The sequence below is a fragment of the Photobacterium sp. DA100 genome (genome assembly GCF_029223585.1).
Classification (GTDB): Bacteria; Pseudomonadota; Gammaproteobacteria; order Enterobacterales; family Vibrionaceae; genus Photobacterium.
Genome location: NZ_CP119423.1, coordinates 2927808 through 2944619, shown reverse-complemented (window position 1 = coordinate 2944619; position 16812 = coordinate 2927808). Strand labels below are relative to the sequence as shown.

Here is a 16812-nt window from a genome sequence, read left to right as displayed (position 1 = left end):
ATAAAAACATGAAAATCCTCATTGTTGATGACTTTTCAACAATGCGCCGAATCGTAAAGAATTTGCTGCGTGATCTGGGCTTTAACAATACCCAGGAGGCGGATGATGGATTGACTGCGCTACCAATGCTTAAAAAGGGCGGTTTTGACTTTGTGGTCACGGACTGGAATATGCCGGGCATGCAGGGCATCGATCTACTCAAGCATATCCGCGCCGATGCCGAGCTTAAGCACTTGCCTGTGCTGATGATCACGGCGGAAGCCAAGCGCGAGCAGATCATCGAAGCCGCCCAAGCCGGTGTTAATGGCTATATCGTGAAGCCATTTACTGCAGCCACGCTAAAAGAGAAGCTTGATAAAATCTTCGAGCGTATGCAGTAAGACACTTTTCGGGCATCAAAGGACAATAATAACAATGATTACACTTGAACAGGCAAAGCAGCTTGTCAGTATGCTTGAATCTGGCGATCAGGATGGAGCAAATACACTATTCGCCCGTCTGGTGTCGGATAGTCGTGATCCCGTCTATGAAGAAGTGGGCAAACTCACCCGCCAACTTCATGACTCGCTGGCCAACTTCCGCCTTGATCCCCGTATTACCGATTTAGCAAAAACGGAAATCCCTGACGCACGCGATCGGTTGTCTTATGTGATAGACAAAACCGAGTCCGCTGCCAACAAAACCATGGATGCTGTCGACAGCATTCAGCCGGTGGCAGAGCAGCTTGGGGATACCCTACAGCAGGTTTATCCAAGATGGCAGCGTTTGATGGGGGGGGAGATCGCACTTAATGAATTTAAGTCGCTCTGCCACGATATCGACGGGTTGCTCACTCAGGTTGAGAGTGATAGCAATGTACTGCGCGCCCAGTTGACGGAAATTCTCATGGCCCAGGATTTCCAGGATCTGACCGGCCAGATTATTCGCCGGGTGATTGAGTTGGTGCATGAAGTTGAAGATCAACTGGTCGAAATTCTCAAAGCGTTTGGCATGGAACAAGAAGACCGAACCGACGAGCTGCGCGAGGAGCGGATCCTTTCTCCGGAAGGGCCTATCGTCAACAGTGAAAGCCGTGAGGATGTTATGTCCACCCAGGATGATGTTGACGACCTGCTGTCGAGCCTAGGATTTTAAGGGAACATTATGAGCTTTGATTTAGACGAAGATATCCTACAGGATTTTTTGATTGAAGCAGGCGAAATTCTCGAACTGCTTTCGGAGCAGTTGGTTGAGCTGGAACGCAGTCCGGATGACTCGGATCTGCTCAATGCGATTTTCCGTGGCTTCCACACCGTAAAGGGCGGGGCGGGCTTCCTTTCCCTGACCGAGCTGGTGGATGCGTGTCATGGTGCCGAGAATATCTTCGATTTGCTAAGAACAGGTAAACGCACCGTCACTCCTGAACTGATGGATGTGATTCTTGAAGCGCTGGATACCATTAACGTGATGTTTGGCCAGGTGCAAGAGCGTGAACCGGTTGAGCCGGCCGAGCCTGCGCTGCTTGAAGCCCTGCACCGGTTTAGCCAGCCACCGACAGAACAAGAGTTGGCACAGGCCAATGCTCCCCAAGTTCATAGCGCGGAGGTTGCTGCAGTCGCCGATGTAGTGAGCGAGCCTGTTTTCACGGAGCCTGTAGTCGAAGCGCCCGCTGAGCCTGTTTCGGCCTCAGCGATTGCGGGTGATTCAGTTGATGATATCACCCAGGATGAATTCGACCGTCTACTTGATGAGCTACATGGTCAAGGTCGTGGCCCTTCTGCCGCGGCCTCTGCAAAGGAGGCGGCCTCCGCTTCCCTTTCCCCTGTTGCCGGTGCGGACATCGTTGATCAAATCCAGTCCGAAAGCGGCGATATTACCGATGATGAATTCGAGCGCCTGCTCGATGAACTGCACGGCGCCGGCAAAGGCCCGGGCAACAGTGACTACAGCGCAGCCGTCAGCGAGACGCCTGCCGAGCCAGTGCCAGCTGCGCCGACAGCGGCCAATAGTGATGATGGCAGCGATGACCTGATGACCGATGACGAGTTCGAGCGCTTGCTCGATGAGCTTCACGGTGTCGGCAAAGGGCCGTCGGATGAAGAGCTGGAAGCGGCCACCAAATCGGTCGTCGATATGCTGGAAGAGGATAACCCTCAGCGCCAGCCGCATATTCAGTCTGCATCGGTGCCGCCTCAAGCTCAAATTCAGCAAGCGCCGGCACCACAACCGGTAGCCGCGGTAAAACCAGCGGCTGAACGACGCGCCAAGCCTGCGCCCGGTAAAGAAAAAAGCAAAGCGGCTGAAGCTACTGTGCGCGTTGATACCTCAACGCTCGATACCATTATGAACATGGTTGGTGAACTGGTGCTGGTGCGCAACCGTCTGGTTAGCCTTGGCCTCAACACCAATGACGAAGAGATGTCCAAAGCGGTTGCCAACCTCGATGTGGTAACGGCAGATCTCCAGGGTGCGGTGATGAAAACCCGCATGCAGCCCATCAAGAAAGTGTTTGGCCGTTTCCCTCGCGTGGTACGCGACTTGGCCCGCAACCTCAGCAAAGAGATTGTATTGGAAATGCGCGGCGAGGAAACCGATCTCGACAAGAACCTGGTCGAGGCACTGGCCGATCCGCTGATCCACCTGGTGCGTAACTCGGTTGACCACGGCATTGAAATGCCGGACGTGCGCGAGAAAGCCGGCAAGCCGAGGGTTGGCACCGTGCTGCTGTCGGCGTCCCAAGAGGGTGACCACATCTTGCTGACCATCGAGGATGACGGTGGCGGTATGGATCCGGATAAGCTGCGCGGCATTGCAGTTGAGCGTGGTGTGATGGATGCCGATGCGGCTTCCCGCCTGACCGACAGTGAATGCTACAACCTGATCTTTGCCCCGGGTTTCTCGACCAAGAAAGAGATCTCCGATATCTCCGGTCGCGGTGTGGGCATGGATGTGGTGAAGACCGGGATCAGCCAGCTCAATGGCTCAATCTCCATTGATTCGGCTATGGGCAAAGGGACCCGTATTGATATCAAGGTCCCGCTGACCTTGGCGATTCTGCCGACCCTGATGGTTGGCGTGGCAGAGCAGCCGTTCGCCCTGCCGCTGGCCAGCGTGAATGAGATCTTCCACCTTGACTTGCGCAAGACCAATACGGTCGATGGTCAGCTGACGATTATCGTGCGCGACAAAGCGATCCCGCTGTTCTATCTGCAAGACTGGTTATCGGGTGTCGGTGTGCCGAAACGCGAGCGTGACCATGGTCATGTGGTGATTGTCCAGATTGGCCATCAGCGGATTGGTTTTGTGGTTGATACCCTGATTGGCCAGGAAGAAGTGGTGATCAAGCCGCTGGATGAATTGCTGCAGGGTACGCCGGGTATGGCGGGAGCGACCATTACCAGTGACGGTCATATTGCGTTGATCCTCGATGTGCCGAACCTGCTCAAGCACTACGCAGGTCGCTAGAGTCCCAGCAGTAGCAAGACCAAGATGGCTTCCCTGGAAACGGGAAGCCATTGTCGTTACTTCAAATGGCGTAACGCACAACGCTGCACAACATAACTCATAGAAAGCCTGTCCAAAGGCGCAAGGTTTGTCATCAACAGGATAAATTGACATGGCAGTAAAAGTATTGGTGGTGGATGATTCAAGCTTTTTCCGCCGGCGCGTAAGTGAAATCCTCAATGCTGACGCAAGGTTGGAAGTGGTTGGCAATGCCGTTAACGGCAAGGAAGCGGTCGAGATGGCTTCCCGCTTACATCCTGATGTGATCACCATGGATATTGAAATGCCAGTGATGGATGGTATTACCGCGGTCCGTGAGATCATGCAGGCCAATCCAACCCCGATTTTGATGTTCTCTTCCCTGACACACGAGGGGGCAAAAGCGACCCTTGATGCCCTCGATGCCGGCGCGCTGGACTTCCTGCCGAAAAAGTTTGAAGACATTGCCCGCAACCGTGATGAAGCGGTTAGCCTGCTGCAAAAGCGGGTGACAGAGCTTGCTCGCAAGCGGGTGTTTATGCGCCGTCCGGCACGCACGACAGCGCGTGAGACTGCCGCTGAAACTACACGTCCGATGGCAACGCGCAGTGCGTTGGGGAGCCAGAGCTTGGCATCGTCGCCTGGTTTGAAGGCGGCCAGCCAGCCATCGGCCCTGCGCCAGCCTGCCGCTCGTCCTGTGGCCGCCAAGCCTGCTGCCCGCTTTAAACCATCCGGTAAAAAATACCAGCTGATGGCGATTGGTACCTCGACCGGCGGCCCGGTGGCGCTGCAGAAGATCCTGACCGCGCTACCGGCGAATTTTCCGTTGCCGATCGTGTTGGTCCAGCATATGCCCGCGACTTTTACCGCCGCGTTTGCCGCTCGTCTTGATAATCTTTGCAAGATTGGCGTCAAGGAAGCCCAGGATGGCGATGTGCTGAGGCCGGGCATGGCTTATTTGGCTCCGGGCGGGATGCAGATGATGCTCGATGGCCGTCCGGGAGCGGCACGCCTTCGGATCATCGACGGGGGCGACAGGATGAATTACAAACCGTGTGTTGATGTGACTTTCGGCTCTGCCGCCAAGGTGTACCATGACAAGGTCTTGTCGATGGTGCTGACCGGCATGGGGGCTGACGGCCGTGAAGGGGCGCGGATGCTGAAGAACAGTGGTGCGACTATTTGGGCGCAAGACGAAGACAGCTGTGTGGTCTACGGTATGCCCCAGGCCGTGGCCAAGGCGGGTATCTCATCAGAAGATCTGCCGCTGGAGCGAATTGCCGAGCGTATTTCGGTAGAGCTCGGGCTGGTATAGGGAGTAGGCCTTGATAGTCTGGAGTATTGCTAACCAGAAGGGTGGCGTCGGTAAGACCACCACAACCGTTTCACTGGCGGGGTTGCTGAGCGAGCGCAACAAGCGGGTGCTGCTGGTCGATACCGATCCGCATGCGTCCTTGACGACCTATCTGAACTTTGATGCCGATGGCGTATCGGCAAGCTTGTTCGATCTGTTCCAGCTAACCGAGATCAACCGCGATACCGTTATGCCGGTGATCTTGCGCACCCAGTTTAACAACATCGATATTATACCCGCCCATATGTCGCTGGCGACGCTCGACAGGGTCATGGGCAACCGGGGTGGGATGGGGTTGATCCTCAAAAAAGCCCTGCAGTGTCTGGCCGACGATTATGATTACGTGTTGATCGATTGTCCGCCGATCCTCGGGGTGATGATGGTCAATGCGCTGGCGGCCAGTGACCGTATCCTGATCCCGGTGCAGACCGAGTTCCTGGCGATGAAGGGGCTCGAGCGTATGATGCGTACCTTGCAGATTATGCAGAAATCCCGCCGTTCGCCGTTCAAGGTGACGATTGTGCCGACTATGTATGACAAGCGGACACGGGCCTCGCTGCAGACACTGCAGGAGCTGAAGCTGCGTTTTCCGGATAAAGTCTGGGCATCTGCGGTACCGATTGATACCAAATTCCGTGATGCGAGCATCAAGCACATGCCGCCTTCACTCTACTCACGCAGCAGCCGTGGGGTTTTCGCATATAAAACATTATTGAACTATTTGGGGCGTCTGCAACAGGATGAGCGATAACACCCGTTTATCCAGCTCCCAGGCGCTGGAAGACTACTTTGATGATTTACTGCTTGAGCCAGAACTCGAGCTTGAGCCCGAGCCTGTCCCAGAGCCAGCACCAGAGCCAGAGCCAGGCTATATCGCCGAGCAACCGGAGTCAGAGACGGCGCAGCCCGCAGTCGATAGCAAGGATATCCCGGCCCCAGATCGTGATGAGGTGCGTGGTGAGGACTCTCCCAGGCGAGGTTTCGCGCTATCTCAAGATGCTGGGGTGCTGACATCACAGGTAGCCAAGGCAGCGGAATTGGCAAAACCGGTCGGAAAGTCCCTGCCGGCAGCCAAGCCGTTTGATTTTGCCAGCCTGGACGGCGAGGGGGCCGAAGGTGGCCGTGGTATGCCATCGCCAGTGCTCCATAATGTCCAGCGTTTGCTGAACCAGGTTAGCCAGCTCAACCCGCAGGCAGCGAGTGAGGCCGAAGCGAGTACGATGGATGCCGAGCTGGCGGATGAATGGCAGTTGGTGATGGCACATGAACAGGCAAAAGATCAGCCTGCCGCGCCCTTACCGGCCCAGCAAGTCGATGGTGTAGCCGCTGAGCCGCTGCCTGAAGCCGAGTATGAACCAAAGACCCAAGCTTCGGAGGATTTGCCGCCCGATAATTGGTCGCAGCAGATCCACCAAGGTGATGAGTTCCAGGCTTTGTTCTTCGAGGTAAACGGGGTGACCTTTGCCGTGCCGCTTACCGAGCTGGGTGGGATCCACCAACTGGGTGACGTGAGCCGCCTGATGGGGCGCCCGCCGTGGTACCTTGGTTTGATGAGCAGCCGCGAGCACCAGCTCGATGTGGTTGACACCGCGTGCTGGGCGATGCCCGACAAACTCGATGGCGAGGAGTACCGCGAGCAATATAAGTACGTCGTGGTGCTGGGCGAAAGCCGTTGGGGGCTGGCATGCAGTACCCTGCTGGGAACCGAAACCTTGTCCGAACACAGTGTCCGCTGGCGCGAGAAAGCAGGTAAGCGCCCTTGGCTGGCTGGCATGGTAAAAGAAAAAATGTGTGCGCTAATTCATGTTAGTGAGCTAATTTCCATGCTCAAAGCGGGATTAGATGTTAATACCAAACTTAGGCAATCATGTTAGGCTCCTGTATCATCGCAGGCGCTAATGCGTTGAATGCAGCAAAATAGATCAAAGAGGAAACAGCATGTCACAGGTGAGTGTCGCTGAAATACAAAAAGAAGACAGTAATGATCAGGTCCTGCAGTGGGTGACCTTCCAGCTGGAAGACGAAACCTACGGTATTAACGTCATGCAGGTTCGCGAAGTGTTGCGCTATTCCGAAATTGCCCCGGTACCGGGCGCGCCTGACTACGTACTGGGGATCATCAACCTGCGTGGTAACGTTGTGACCGTTATCGATACCCGCTCCCGTTTCGGACTGATGCCGGGCGAAATTTCAGACAATACCCGTATTGTGATCATCGAGGCAGAAAAGCAGGTGATCGGTATCTTGGTGGATAGCGTGGCAGAAGTGGTGTACCTGCGCAGCTCCGAGATCGACAGTACGCCAAGCGTCGGCACGGAAGAGAGCGCGAAGTTCATTCAGGGCGTGAGCAACCGTGACGGCCAGTTGTTGATCTTGGTTGATCTCAATAAGCTATTATCAGATGAAGAATGGGACGAGATGGCGTACCTGTAATGCTAGAGATGTTGTTGCAATGGTTACCGCTGGCCTTGTCGCTGTTGGCGATTGTGGTCGCCTGGCTGATGGTAAAGCGTGAGCGTACTGCCCGCCAGGCCCTTGAAACCAAATTTGCAGCGACAGAGCTGGTGTTGAAAAATGCCCGCCAGCAGCAGGAAAGTTTGGTCAAGCAGTTCAACGAGCTGCGCGCTGGTACCATGGGGATGAGCCAGAAGTTGGCCGACATGGCCCGTCACCTGGAAGAGCTGGCTGATCGCCAGGGTGAGCTGGCAATGCAAGATCCCGACAGCCGCCTGTACAGCCGTGCCAGCAAAATGGTCGAACTCGGTGCGGATGTCAATGAACTGATGCGTGAGTGCGACTTGCCAAAAGCCGAAGCCGAGTTGCTACTCCGGCTGCAGCAGATGCACCATTCCCGTCGGTAGTTGAAATTACCAACGTGCTTTTATGACATAAAGCCCTTCCGGTTATGGAGGGGCTTTTTTGTATATTGAGATGCTAGAACCCAGAACCCAGAACCCAGAACCCAGGATCCAGGATCCAGAACCTCGGGCCTGCACTTCCAGCTCTTCCTTCGCTTTTTAAGGGCTTGCTTCCGCTTCTAACTTGTAAGCATTTTTTTCACTTTTAATATTTTTACGCTGGAAGAGGTATTTGGCGGGTGGTGTCTGGCTGAACAAGTTGCGATGAAAGTGTGCGCATAATTAACGATTTTGCTATTTTTTATATTTCTTGTGGCACTTTTTTAATGTTTGCTTGTCGCACAGTGGCAATGTGGAGAAGCGAATCGCGGGCTTAGCATTGAAGTCACAATTACGACCCCTAGTCTCTAACAACCCGAGGGGGGGCTGTGGTACTATGCGAGTCTATTTGTGACACCTAGGATACATCATTTTTATGTTGTCTGTTGAAGAGTTAAGTTGTACCCGGGACGAAAGGGTATTGTTTGAGGATCTGTATTTTACGGTCTCGTCGGGGGAACTAGTCCAGATTGAAGGCCACAACGGCGCAGGGAAAACGACCTTGTTACGGATCCTTGCTGGGCTTGGCCGCGCAGATAACGGGCGGGTTTGCTGGCTGGATGAAGATATTGAATCAGCTCGCGAAGACTACCACCAAGAATTGTTGTTTCTGGGGCACCAGACCGGGGTTAAGCGTGAGCTGACAGCCTTCGAGAACCTGGCTTTTTTTCAGTCGATGCACCAATGCAACGAAAGCTCTGATCTAGCGGGCGCGCCTCAGGTATCTGGCGATGACAGCTTGTGGCAGGCCTTGGCCCAGGTTGGCCTGGCCGGGCGGGAAGATGTGCCTGCCGGTCAGTTGTCTGCCGGTCAGCAGCGCCGTGTGGCCTTGGCCCGGCTGTGGCTGAGCAACCACAAGTTGTGGATCTTGGATGAGCCACTGACGGCGATTGATAAACAAGGCGTGAAGGTACTGGAGCGTTTGTTCCTGGCCCATGCCAAGCGCGGTGGGATTGTGGTATTGACGACCCATCAGGATATGTTCACAGACAGCGACAAGCTAAGAAAAATAAAGTTGGGGCGGTAACAGACGATGAGTGCGATTTTCCAAGTGATCCGCCGCGAACTCTTGATTGCTTTCCGCCGTCAGGCCGAAGTGTTCAACCCGCTGTGGTTCTTTATCATTGTTATCACCCTTTTTCCGCTGGGGGTCGGCCCCGAGCCTAACCTGTTGGCGCGGATTGCGCCGGGTATTGTATGGGTTGCGGCGCTGTTGGCGGCCTTGCTCTCGATGGAGCGCCTGTTCCGGGATGACTTTGTCGATGGCTCGCTGGAGCAAATGCTGCTGATGCCGACACCGCTGCCGGTATTGGCTTTTGCCAAGATGATTGCCCATTGGTTGCTGACAGGCTTGCCGCTGTTGCTGATCAGCCCGCTGCTGGCGATTTTGCTCTCGCTGGAGTGGGAAACGTGGAAGGCTGTGGTGCTTACCCTACTTATCGGGACACCGACGTTAAGCTTTCTGGGGGCAATTGGGGTTGCCCTGACGGTCGGACTGCGCAAGGGTGGCGTTTTATTGAGCCTGCTCATATTGCCGCTCTATATTCCTGTGCTTATATTTGCGACCTCGGCGATTGATGCGGCCGGTTTGGGCATGCCTTATAACGGGCAATTGGCACTGATGGGGGCTATGTTGGTGGCCTCGGCGACACTTTCTCCATTTGCTGTCGCAGCTTCACTACGAATTAGTGTGCAATAACTGATTACAATTAACTGGTGTTTGTACTTTTTCATGAGAATGGATCTCATGAGACAATTTTGAGCAAGAACAAGGAAGCAGACGATATCTGATGCAATACCCCCGAAGGGGTATTTATGTCGGTATGACATTTTGGATGATGAGGGAGTTCTGACCTCATTCAAGGTGCATAGTCGTCAAGATCAATAAACAGGCTTTTTGATGACGCTAGACAGAGTGTTTGAGCTAAGAGCTGTTTGGCAACGTAATTATTCTTATTAGATGAGTTGAGCAAAATTATGTGGAAGTGGTTACACCCATACGCGAAAGCTGAGAATTGTTACCGTCTGTGCGGTACGTTATTGCCTTGGTTTTCCGTCATTGCTTTGTTATCCATCCTGATCGGTACAGTTTGGGGACTGATGTTTGCCCCGACAGACTACCAGCAGGGCGATAGTTTCCGAATCATTTACCTGCATGTTCCTGCAGCGATATGGTCGATGGGCGCTTACATGTCGATGGCGATTGCCGCCTTTATCGGTTTGGTGTGGCAAATTCGCCTATCCAACATGGCCGCGCTGGCCATGGCACCTATCGGGGCCGTATTCACCGTGATCGCTCTGCTGACCGGTGCTATCTGGGGCAAGCCAATGTGGGGTGCTTGGTGGGTATGGGATGCGCGCCTGACTTCCGAGTTGATTCTGCTATTCCTCTACCTGGGCGTGATTGCCTTGTACAACGCCTTTGACGACCAGAAAACAGCGGGCAAAGCTGCCGGTATCTTGGCGATTGTTGGTGTGATCAACCTGCCTATCATCCACTTCTCGGTAGAGTGGTGGAACACGTTGCACCAGGGTGCGACGATCACTAAATTTGCAAAACCGTCAATTGCAACTTCCATGTTGTGGCCTCTGCTACTTAACCTTCTTGGTTTTGCTTGTTTCTTTGGTGCGCTGACCATGATCCGTTTGCGCAATGAAATTGTTGCCCGTGAAAGTCACCGCCCTTGGGTGCGTGCCCTGATGAAGTGAGGCCATTATGCATTTTGACTCTTTTAGTGACTTTTTGGCGATGGGAGGCTATGCCTCTTTCGTCTGGAGTGCCTACGGTATTTCCTTTGCGGCCTTGCTGTGGTTGATTGTTTCGAGCTTGAATACCAAGCGTCGTCTGGCAGCAGAGATCAAGAACAAGATTGCGCGTGAAAAGCGTATTAAAGAAGCTGAAAAACTGGAGAACACATTATGAACCCGAGACGTAAAAAGCGCCTGACGTTGGTATTGGCGTTGGTAGTTGGCCTCGGTGCAACCATCGGGTTGCTGCTATATGCTCTAAACCAGAATATGGATCTATTCTATACTCCGACCGAGTTGGTCGAGGGTAAGCGGGATGGAAGCAAGCCGGAAGTCGGTCAGCGTTTGCGGATTGGCGGCATGGTTGTGGAAGGCTCCGTGGTTCGTGATCCCCAGTCTTTGCAAGTAACCTTCGACGTGGCTGATGTTGGTCCGGCGGTAACGATTAAGTATAACGGCATCTTGCCGGATCTATTCCGTGAAGGACAGGGCATCGTTGCTCAGGGTGTGTTGGTTGACTCAACCACCATTGAAGCCCATGAAGTGCTGGCGAAACACGATGAAGAGTATTTGCCACCCGAAGTAGCAGAAGCAATGGAGCGTACCCACGCGCCGCTTCAGTACACCGAAGAACAACTACAGGGTAGTGCTCAATAATGATTGCAGAAATAGGCAACTTTAGCCTGATTGTTGCACTGGGATTATCCATCCTGGTCAGCATCTATCCCCTCTACGGCGCATCCGTTGGGAATCAGGCACTAATGCGAATGGCCCGTCCGCTGACGTATGGTATTTTCGGCATGACTTTAGTGTCGTTTATCGTTCTAAGCTGGGCTTTTTACAGCAATGATTTCACGGTAGCGTATGTTGCCAGTAACTCTAACACCTTGCTGCCTTGGTACTACCGCTTGTCGGCAGTATGGGGCGGCCACGAAGGCTCGTTGCTGCTTTGGGCGCTGATCCAAGCTGGCTGGGCCGTTGCTGTTGCGGTGTTTAGCCGTGGCATGCCGCTGGAATCACTGGCGCGCGTACTGTCTGTCATGGGGATGATTGCGATCGGCTTCTTGCTGTTCATCATTGCGACCTCCAACCCATTCTTGCGTACCCTGCCGTTCTTCCCGGTCGATGGCCGTGACCTCAACCCGCTGTTGCAGGATCCGGGGCTGATCATTCACCCGCCGCTGCTCTACATGGGTTATGTGGGCTTCTCGGTCGCTTTTGCTTTTGCGATTGCCTCGCTAATGACAGGTCGTTTGGATACGGCTTGGGCACGCTGGTCTCGTCCTTGGACGATTGCGGCATGGGCATTCCTAACATTGGGTATCGCACTGGGCTCTTGGTGGGCTTACTATGAGCTTGGCTGGGGTGGCTGGTGGTTCTGGGATCCAGTAGAAAACGCCTCCTTTATGCCATGGCTAGCCGGTACGGCCTTGATGCACTCGCTGGCTGTGACTGAAAAACGCGGTACGTTCAAAGCATGGACGGTGCTGCTGGCGATTTCTGCCTTCTCATTGAGCCTGCTGGGCACCTTCCTGGTCCGTTCCGGCGTCTTGGTCTCGGTGCACGCGTTTGCATCCGATCCGGCTCGCGGCATGTTCATCCTTGGCTTCCTGGTGGTGGTGATCGGCGGTTCATTGTTGCTTTACGCACTGCGCGGCGCCCAGATCCGCTCCCGTGGTAACTACGCCTTGTTCTCGCGCGAGAACCTGCTACTGGCGAACAACCTGCTGTTGGTTGCCGCACTGCTTGTTGTTCTTATTGGTACTTTGCTGCCACTGGTCCACAAGCAAATCGGTTTGGGCTCGGTGTCTATCGGGGTGCCGTTCTTTAATACCCTGTTCACCTGGCTGATGATCCCGTTTGCCTTCATTCTGGGTGTCGGCCCACTGGTTCGCTGGAAGCGCGACAAGGTCTCGAACATCAGCAAGCAGATGATCATCTCTGCCCTGGTCACTATCCCGTTTGCATTCCTGTCGGTATGGCTGTTCACCGAAGTGCTTGAGCCATTGGCGGTACTTGGTATGGCGATGGCCGTGTGGATCATCGTGATGCACGGTTTTGAGTTGTATGAGCGTGCGACACACCGCCATACCCTGTGGAAAGGACTTACCAAGCTGGGCCGTAGTCACTGGGCGATGGTACTGGGCCATATTGGTCTGGCTGTTTCCGTTATCGGTATTACTCTGGTATCGAACTACGATATCGAGCGTGACGTGCGCATGGCACCGGGTGAGACGGTGCAAGTTCAAGGCTACGATTTCCACTTTGCCGGTTTGCGTGATGCCGACGGCCCTAACTACGACGGTTACATTGCGGACTTCAATATTACCCGCGACGGTAGACGTGTAACGACCCTGCATGCCGAGAAGCGTTTCTACTCGGTGGCGGGCTCTATGATGACCGAAGCGGCCATCGACAGCGGCGTAACCCGTGACCTATACGTGGCAATGGGTGAGAAGCTGACCGACGGTGCTTGGGCGGTACGTATCTACTTTAAGCCGTTTGTAAACTGGATTTGGTTCGGCTCGGCCTTGATGGCTCTGGGCGGTGCATTTGCCATTAGTGACAAGCGCTACCGTTTCCGCCGCAAGGAAGAGAAAGGTGAGTCTGTGGTTGCGAAGCAGGAGGCGAAGGCAAACTGATGAACAAGAAGTTACTTTTTATCCCATTAGTCCTGTTCATGGGGCTGGTCGTGATGTTCATGATCCAGCTCAGCCGTAACGCCGGCGGCGATGATCCAACCAAGTTGGAATCGGTGCTGGTGGGCAAGCCGGTCCCGCAGTTCAAGCTCGAGGACTTGGTGGAAGCCGGCAAGCTGTACGAGCAGGACATCTTCAAGGGTGAGCCTCTGCTGCTTAACGTATGGGCGACCTGGTGTCCGACCTGTTATGCCGAGCACACTTACCTTAACCAGCTAGCAAGCGAAGGCGTGAAGATCATCGGCCTCAACTACAAGGACGAGCGCCTGAAAGCAGTACGCTGGCTCAACGAGCTGGGTAACCCTTACCTGCATAGCCTGTTTGACGGTAACGGGATGCTGGGGATGGATCTGGGCGTGTACGGCGCACCGGAAACTTTCCTGATTGATGCTAACGGTATTATTCGCTATCGCCATGTCGGTGATGTCAACGACCGTAACTGGAACGAGACATTGAAACCGATGTACGAGGCGCTGATTGAGGAGGCGCAGGGATAATGATGATTTCTCGTCGAATGACCCGCTTGTTCACCGGTCCTATCCTCGCGATGGCGATGGTGTTCACAGGTGCTGCGTTGGTGACCGCGCCGGCACCGGCGCTCGCTTCTATTGATGTCTACGAGTTCGATTCTCTGCAGCAGGAGAAGGACTTCCAGGAGCTGGCTGCCACGCTACGCTGCCCTAAGTGTCAGAACAACAACATTGCTGATTCGAATGCGGCCTTGGCGCAAGATATGCGCCAGAAAACCTACGAGCTGCTTCAGGAAGGCAAGAGCAAGCAGGATGTTGTGGATTACATGATTGCCCGCTACGGCAACTTTGTGACATACAACCCGCCTGTGATGGCATCAACCCTGATCCTGTGGCTAGGTCCACTGTTCTTTATCGTCGTGGGCTTTACCATCTTGGTGATGCGTTCGCGCAAAAGCACGGAAAAAGTGACTGACTCAGAGTTGGACGCGCAAGAGCAAGCCCGTTTGCAGGCGCTGATGGCCGAAATGGGTACCGAGGCCGACAAGGCCTCTTCGCAGACAAACCAAGACGGTAAGGTGAAATAATGACGATGTTTTGGGTAATTTCCACCCTCTTGGTGCTGGTCGCGATGGTCATTTTTGTCGTGCCTATGTACAAAGGCAAAGAGCAAGATGAAGTGGCAAGCCGCGATGAGCTGAACAAAGCGTTCTTCAAAGATCGTATGGACGAGCTTAAGGAAGAAAGCAGCGAAGGGCTGGTCGAAAACAAAGACGAGCTGGTGGTTGAGCTCCAGCAGTCATTGCTGGACGATGTTCTGGCCAGTGCCGAGCAGAAGAAAACTCAGGTAAGCACCGCAATGCTTATCCCGGGGTTGATTGTGTTGGTTGGCGTCAGCTTTGGCATGTACATGAAAGTCGGTAGCTTGGATAAAGTTCAGGCTTGGAATGAAACCGTTTCTCGCTTGCCGGAGCTGTCTCAGCGTTTGATGGACGAGTCCAATCCGCTCAGCGATCAGGAAATGGATGATTTGACACTGGCATTGCGTACCCGCTTGCACAGTGAGCCAAATGATGCGACGGGCTGGTTGCTGCTGGGCCGCATCGGCATGGCCAACCGCGATGCGGAAACGGCGCAGGATGCGATGGCTCGCGCCTACCGCCTTGACCCAAGTAATCCGGAAGTGATGCTGAGCTATGGCCAGACCTTGATGATGATTGGCGATCCAGCGCAGAGCGAGCGTGCTCGTCTGCTGCTTCGCAGCGTCCTGCGTGTCGATCACACCAACATTCGTGCCCTGTCGCTATTGGCATTTGATGCCTTTGAAGCTGGCAACTTCCAGCAGGCCATCAACTACTGGAACATGATGAAGCAGGTGATCGGTGCCGATGATCCGCGTGCTGACATGCTTGACCGCAGTATTGCCCGTGCCCAGTCTCAGCTGGAGCGCAGCAACAACACTGCCACGTCAGTGTCGGTAACGGTTGAGCTGGATCCGAACGTGGAGTTGCCGGAGCAAGGCTTGGTGATCATCTCGGTTCATTCAGCAGACGGTGCACCGATGCCGGTGGCCGCACGCCGCGTACCGCTGTCGTCGTTCCCGATCAGCCTGACATTGGACGACAATGACAGCATGATCCCTGAGCGCCCGATGACCTCGCTGCAGGACATGATCATCAAGGCCCGTATCGATACCGACGGTAATGTCACCACCCGTAAAGGGGACTGGTACGGTCAAAGTGAGATCATTCCGTTAGGCGGCTCGACAAACGTCGTGATAAATGCAAAATATTAATAAAATCTGCCACTTGAAGTGGTAGAGATGAAGCAGGCCAGATACTATAAGTATCTGGCCTGTTGTTTTTTAGGCTATAAAGAAAAGAGCATCAACGTATAGGTAGTGATCCTCAATTGACCGATGTCTTTAGCGGCTAGCGCAAAAGTGCTAGATGTTTGGGTTCGCCGATATTACCATTTAGCGCGTTTCAGCCTGATATGCCATGGATACCACATTGAAAAAACACCTACTTGCTATCGCTATTTCATTGACACTGACAGCGTGTGCGCAATCGCCTGATGAGCAAACATTACCGGATACCACTAACATCGAGCAGCCAGGTTCCCTTGCGGAGCAGGGTGCTGTCGACCTTGATGCCGTTGATACCGATGTTGTAGATCCCGGAGCTGTAGCTACAGAGAGCGTCACTGCGCCAGCCGATGGCATTGATGAGTTTGGCGATTACGATGACGAGTATGACGAAGATCTCGCGGCAGTGCTGGAAGAAGTCGAGCAGGGTGGTGGGGAGTATTCGGTACCGGGTGTGTATGATCCGTTCGAAGGCTTCAACCGCGCTATGTGGAACTTGAACTACGACTACTTGGACCCTTACTTGGCCAGGCCGATCTCACTGGCGTACGTCGACTACACGCCTTCATTCATCCGGACCGGCATCAGGAATTTTCTGGCCAACCTCGATGAGCCAGCCAGCATGGTCAACAGTGCCCTGATGCTCAACGGCGAAGAGGCTGTGCGCCATTTCAACCGTTTTTGGATCAACTCCACCTTTGGTTTGCTCGGCTTGATCGACATCGCCTCCGCGGCGGATATTCGCAAGCCGGTCGACAAACAGTTCGGTGACACCCTGGGTAAATACGGCGTCGCCAACGGCCCTTACTTCATGTTCCCGGTTTACGGCCCGCTGACATTGCGCGAAGGCGCCGGTGATTTTGTTGACGGATTGTACTTGCCATTAAGTGCGTTGAACTTCTGGCAGAGCCTGGGTAAGTGGGCGTTTGAAGGGATGGAAGATCGGGCGGCACTGGTCAAGCAAGAAGCTATCCTGAAGGACTCGCCAGATGCCTACATCTTCACCCGTGATGCCTACATCCAGAACAAGAACTTCCGCGCCAGTGGCGGCAACGTCGAGCTACCAGAGCAGCAAGACGACGCGTATCTGGATGATTTTATGGATGAGATAGATGAGTATTAGAGCGGCCCTGGGAGGAGCGGGTCCTGGGGCCTAGGAAATGCGGCCCTAGGAAGAGCGAAAGCAGGTCGTAGGAAAAGAAGGCTCAGGAAGATCGGGAACGGGGTGCTTGGAAGAGCAGTTCCTAGGAGAAGC

Annotated in this window: 18 protein-coding genes; all 18 read left to right on the top strand. The window is 54.2% G+C overall.

Annotation, left to right across the window (positions count from 1 at the left end; all coding sequences use genetic code 11):
- Positions 1-8 precede the first annotated feature (8 nt).
- The 18 genes from cheY (at position 9) to PTW35_RS13315 (ending at position 16680) form a co-directional block, all read left to right on the top strand.
- Positions 9-380: a chemotaxis response regulator CheY gene (cheY, locus tag PTW35_RS13400; protein WP_039467413.1), complete on the top strand. Its 372-nt coding sequence runs from the start codon at positions 9-11 to the stop codon at positions 378-380.
- 34 nt (positions 381-414) lie between these two features.
- Entirely contained in the window at positions 415-1134 is a 720-nt protein-coding gene (locus PTW35_RS13395) for a protein phosphatase CheZ (protein WP_281025416.1), read from the top strand.
- A gap of 9 nt (positions 1135-1143) precedes the next feature.
- Positions 1144-3444 (top strand): chemotaxis protein CheA, encoded by a 2301-nt coding sequence (locus PTW35_RS13390; RefSeq protein ID WP_281025415.1) that lies wholly within the window; start codon positions 1144-1146, stop codon positions 3442-3444.
- Positions 3445-3595: 151 nt separating this feature from the next.
- On the top strand, positions 3596-4777 hold the full coding sequence (locus tag PTW35_RS13385; protein WP_281025414.1) for a chemotaxis response regulator protein-glutamate methylesterase: 1182 nt from the start codon (positions 3596-3598) through the stop codon (positions 4775-4777).
- A gap of 10 nt (positions 4778-4787) precedes the next feature.
- Positions 4788-5567: a ParA family protein gene (locus PTW35_RS13380; protein WP_281025413.1), complete on the top strand. Its 780-nt coding sequence runs from the start codon at positions 4788-4790 to the stop codon at positions 5565-5567.
- Positions 5557-6690 carry a chemotaxis protein CheW gene (locus tag PTW35_RS13375; RefSeq protein ID WP_281025412.1) on the top strand — a complete coding sequence of 378 codons (1134 nt, stop codon included), beginning with the start codon at positions 5557-5559 and terminating at the stop codon, positions 6688-6690. Before PTW35_RS13380 ends, PTW35_RS13375 begins: the two co-directional genes overlap by 11 nt.
- Positions 6691-6754: 64 nt before the next feature.
- Positions 6755-7249, top strand: coding sequence for a chemotaxis protein CheW (locus PTW35_RS13370; RefSeq protein WP_039467430.1), 495 nt, complete (start codon positions 6755-6757; stop codon positions 7247-7249).
- Positions 7249-7677: a DUF2802 domain-containing protein gene (locus PTW35_RS13365; protein WP_281025411.1), complete on the top strand. Its 429-nt coding sequence runs from the start codon at positions 7249-7251 to the stop codon at positions 7675-7677. Before PTW35_RS13370 ends, PTW35_RS13365 begins: the two co-directional genes overlap by 1 nt.
- 472 nt (positions 7678-8149) lie before the next feature.
- Entirely contained in the window at positions 8150-8800 is a 651-nt protein-coding gene (ccmA, locus tag PTW35_RS13360) for a cytochrome c biogenesis heme-transporting ATPase CcmA (RefSeq protein WP_281025410.1), read from the top strand.
- Positions 8801-8806: 6 nt separating this feature from the next.
- Positions 8807-9472, top strand: coding sequence for a heme exporter protein CcmB (gene ccmB, locus PTW35_RS13355; protein WP_039467441.1), 666 nt, complete (start codon positions 8807-8809; stop codon positions 9470-9472).
- Positions 9473-9750: 278 nt separating this feature from the next.
- Positions 9751-10482, top strand: a complete 732-nt coding sequence (locus tag PTW35_RS13350; RefSeq protein ID WP_281025409.1) for a heme ABC transporter permease — start codon at positions 9751-9753, stop codon at positions 10480-10482.
- Positions 10483-10489: 7 nt separating this feature from the next.
- A complete protein-coding gene (ccmD, locus tag PTW35_RS13345; RefSeq protein ID WP_281025408.1) occupies positions 10490-10696 on the top strand; it encodes a heme exporter protein CcmD in 207 nt (68 codons plus the stop codon).
- Complete coding sequence (ccmE, locus tag PTW35_RS13340) at positions 10693-11178, top strand: cytochrome c maturation protein CcmE (RefSeq protein WP_281025407.1); 486 nt, start codon at positions 10693-10695, stop codon at positions 11176-11178. The genes ccmD and ccmE overlap by 4 nt, the downstream gene beginning before the upstream one ends.
- Entirely contained in the window at positions 11178-13163 is a 1986-nt protein-coding gene (locus tag PTW35_RS13335) for a heme lyase CcmF/NrfE family subunit (RefSeq protein ID WP_281025406.1), read from the top strand. The genes ccmE and PTW35_RS13335 overlap by 1 nt, the downstream gene beginning before the upstream one ends.
- Positions 13163-13717 (top strand): DsbE family thiol:disulfide interchange protein, encoded by a 555-nt coding sequence (locus PTW35_RS13330; protein ID WP_281025405.1) that lies wholly within the window; start codon positions 13163-13165, stop codon positions 13715-13717. The genes PTW35_RS13335 and PTW35_RS13330 overlap by 1 nt, the downstream gene beginning before the upstream one ends.
- Positions 13718-13767: 50 nt before the next feature.
- Positions 13768-14277: a cytochrome c-type biogenesis protein gene (locus PTW35_RS13325; protein WP_281027513.1), complete on the top strand. Its 510-nt coding sequence runs from the start codon at positions 13768-13770 to the stop codon at positions 14275-14277.
- Positions 14277-15485 (top strand): c-type cytochrome biogenesis protein CcmI, encoded by a 1209-nt coding sequence (gene ccmI / locus PTW35_RS13320; RefSeq protein ID WP_281025404.1) that lies wholly within the window; start codon positions 14277-14279, stop codon positions 15483-15485. Before PTW35_RS13325 ends, ccmI begins: the two co-directional genes overlap by 1 nt.
- A gap of 217 nt (positions 15486-15702) precedes the next feature.
- Entirely contained in the window at positions 15703-16680 is a 978-nt protein-coding gene (locus tag PTW35_RS13315) for an MlaA family lipoprotein (RefSeq protein ID WP_281025403.1), read from the top strand.
- The last annotated feature ends 132 nt before the right edge of the window (positions 16681-16812 follow it).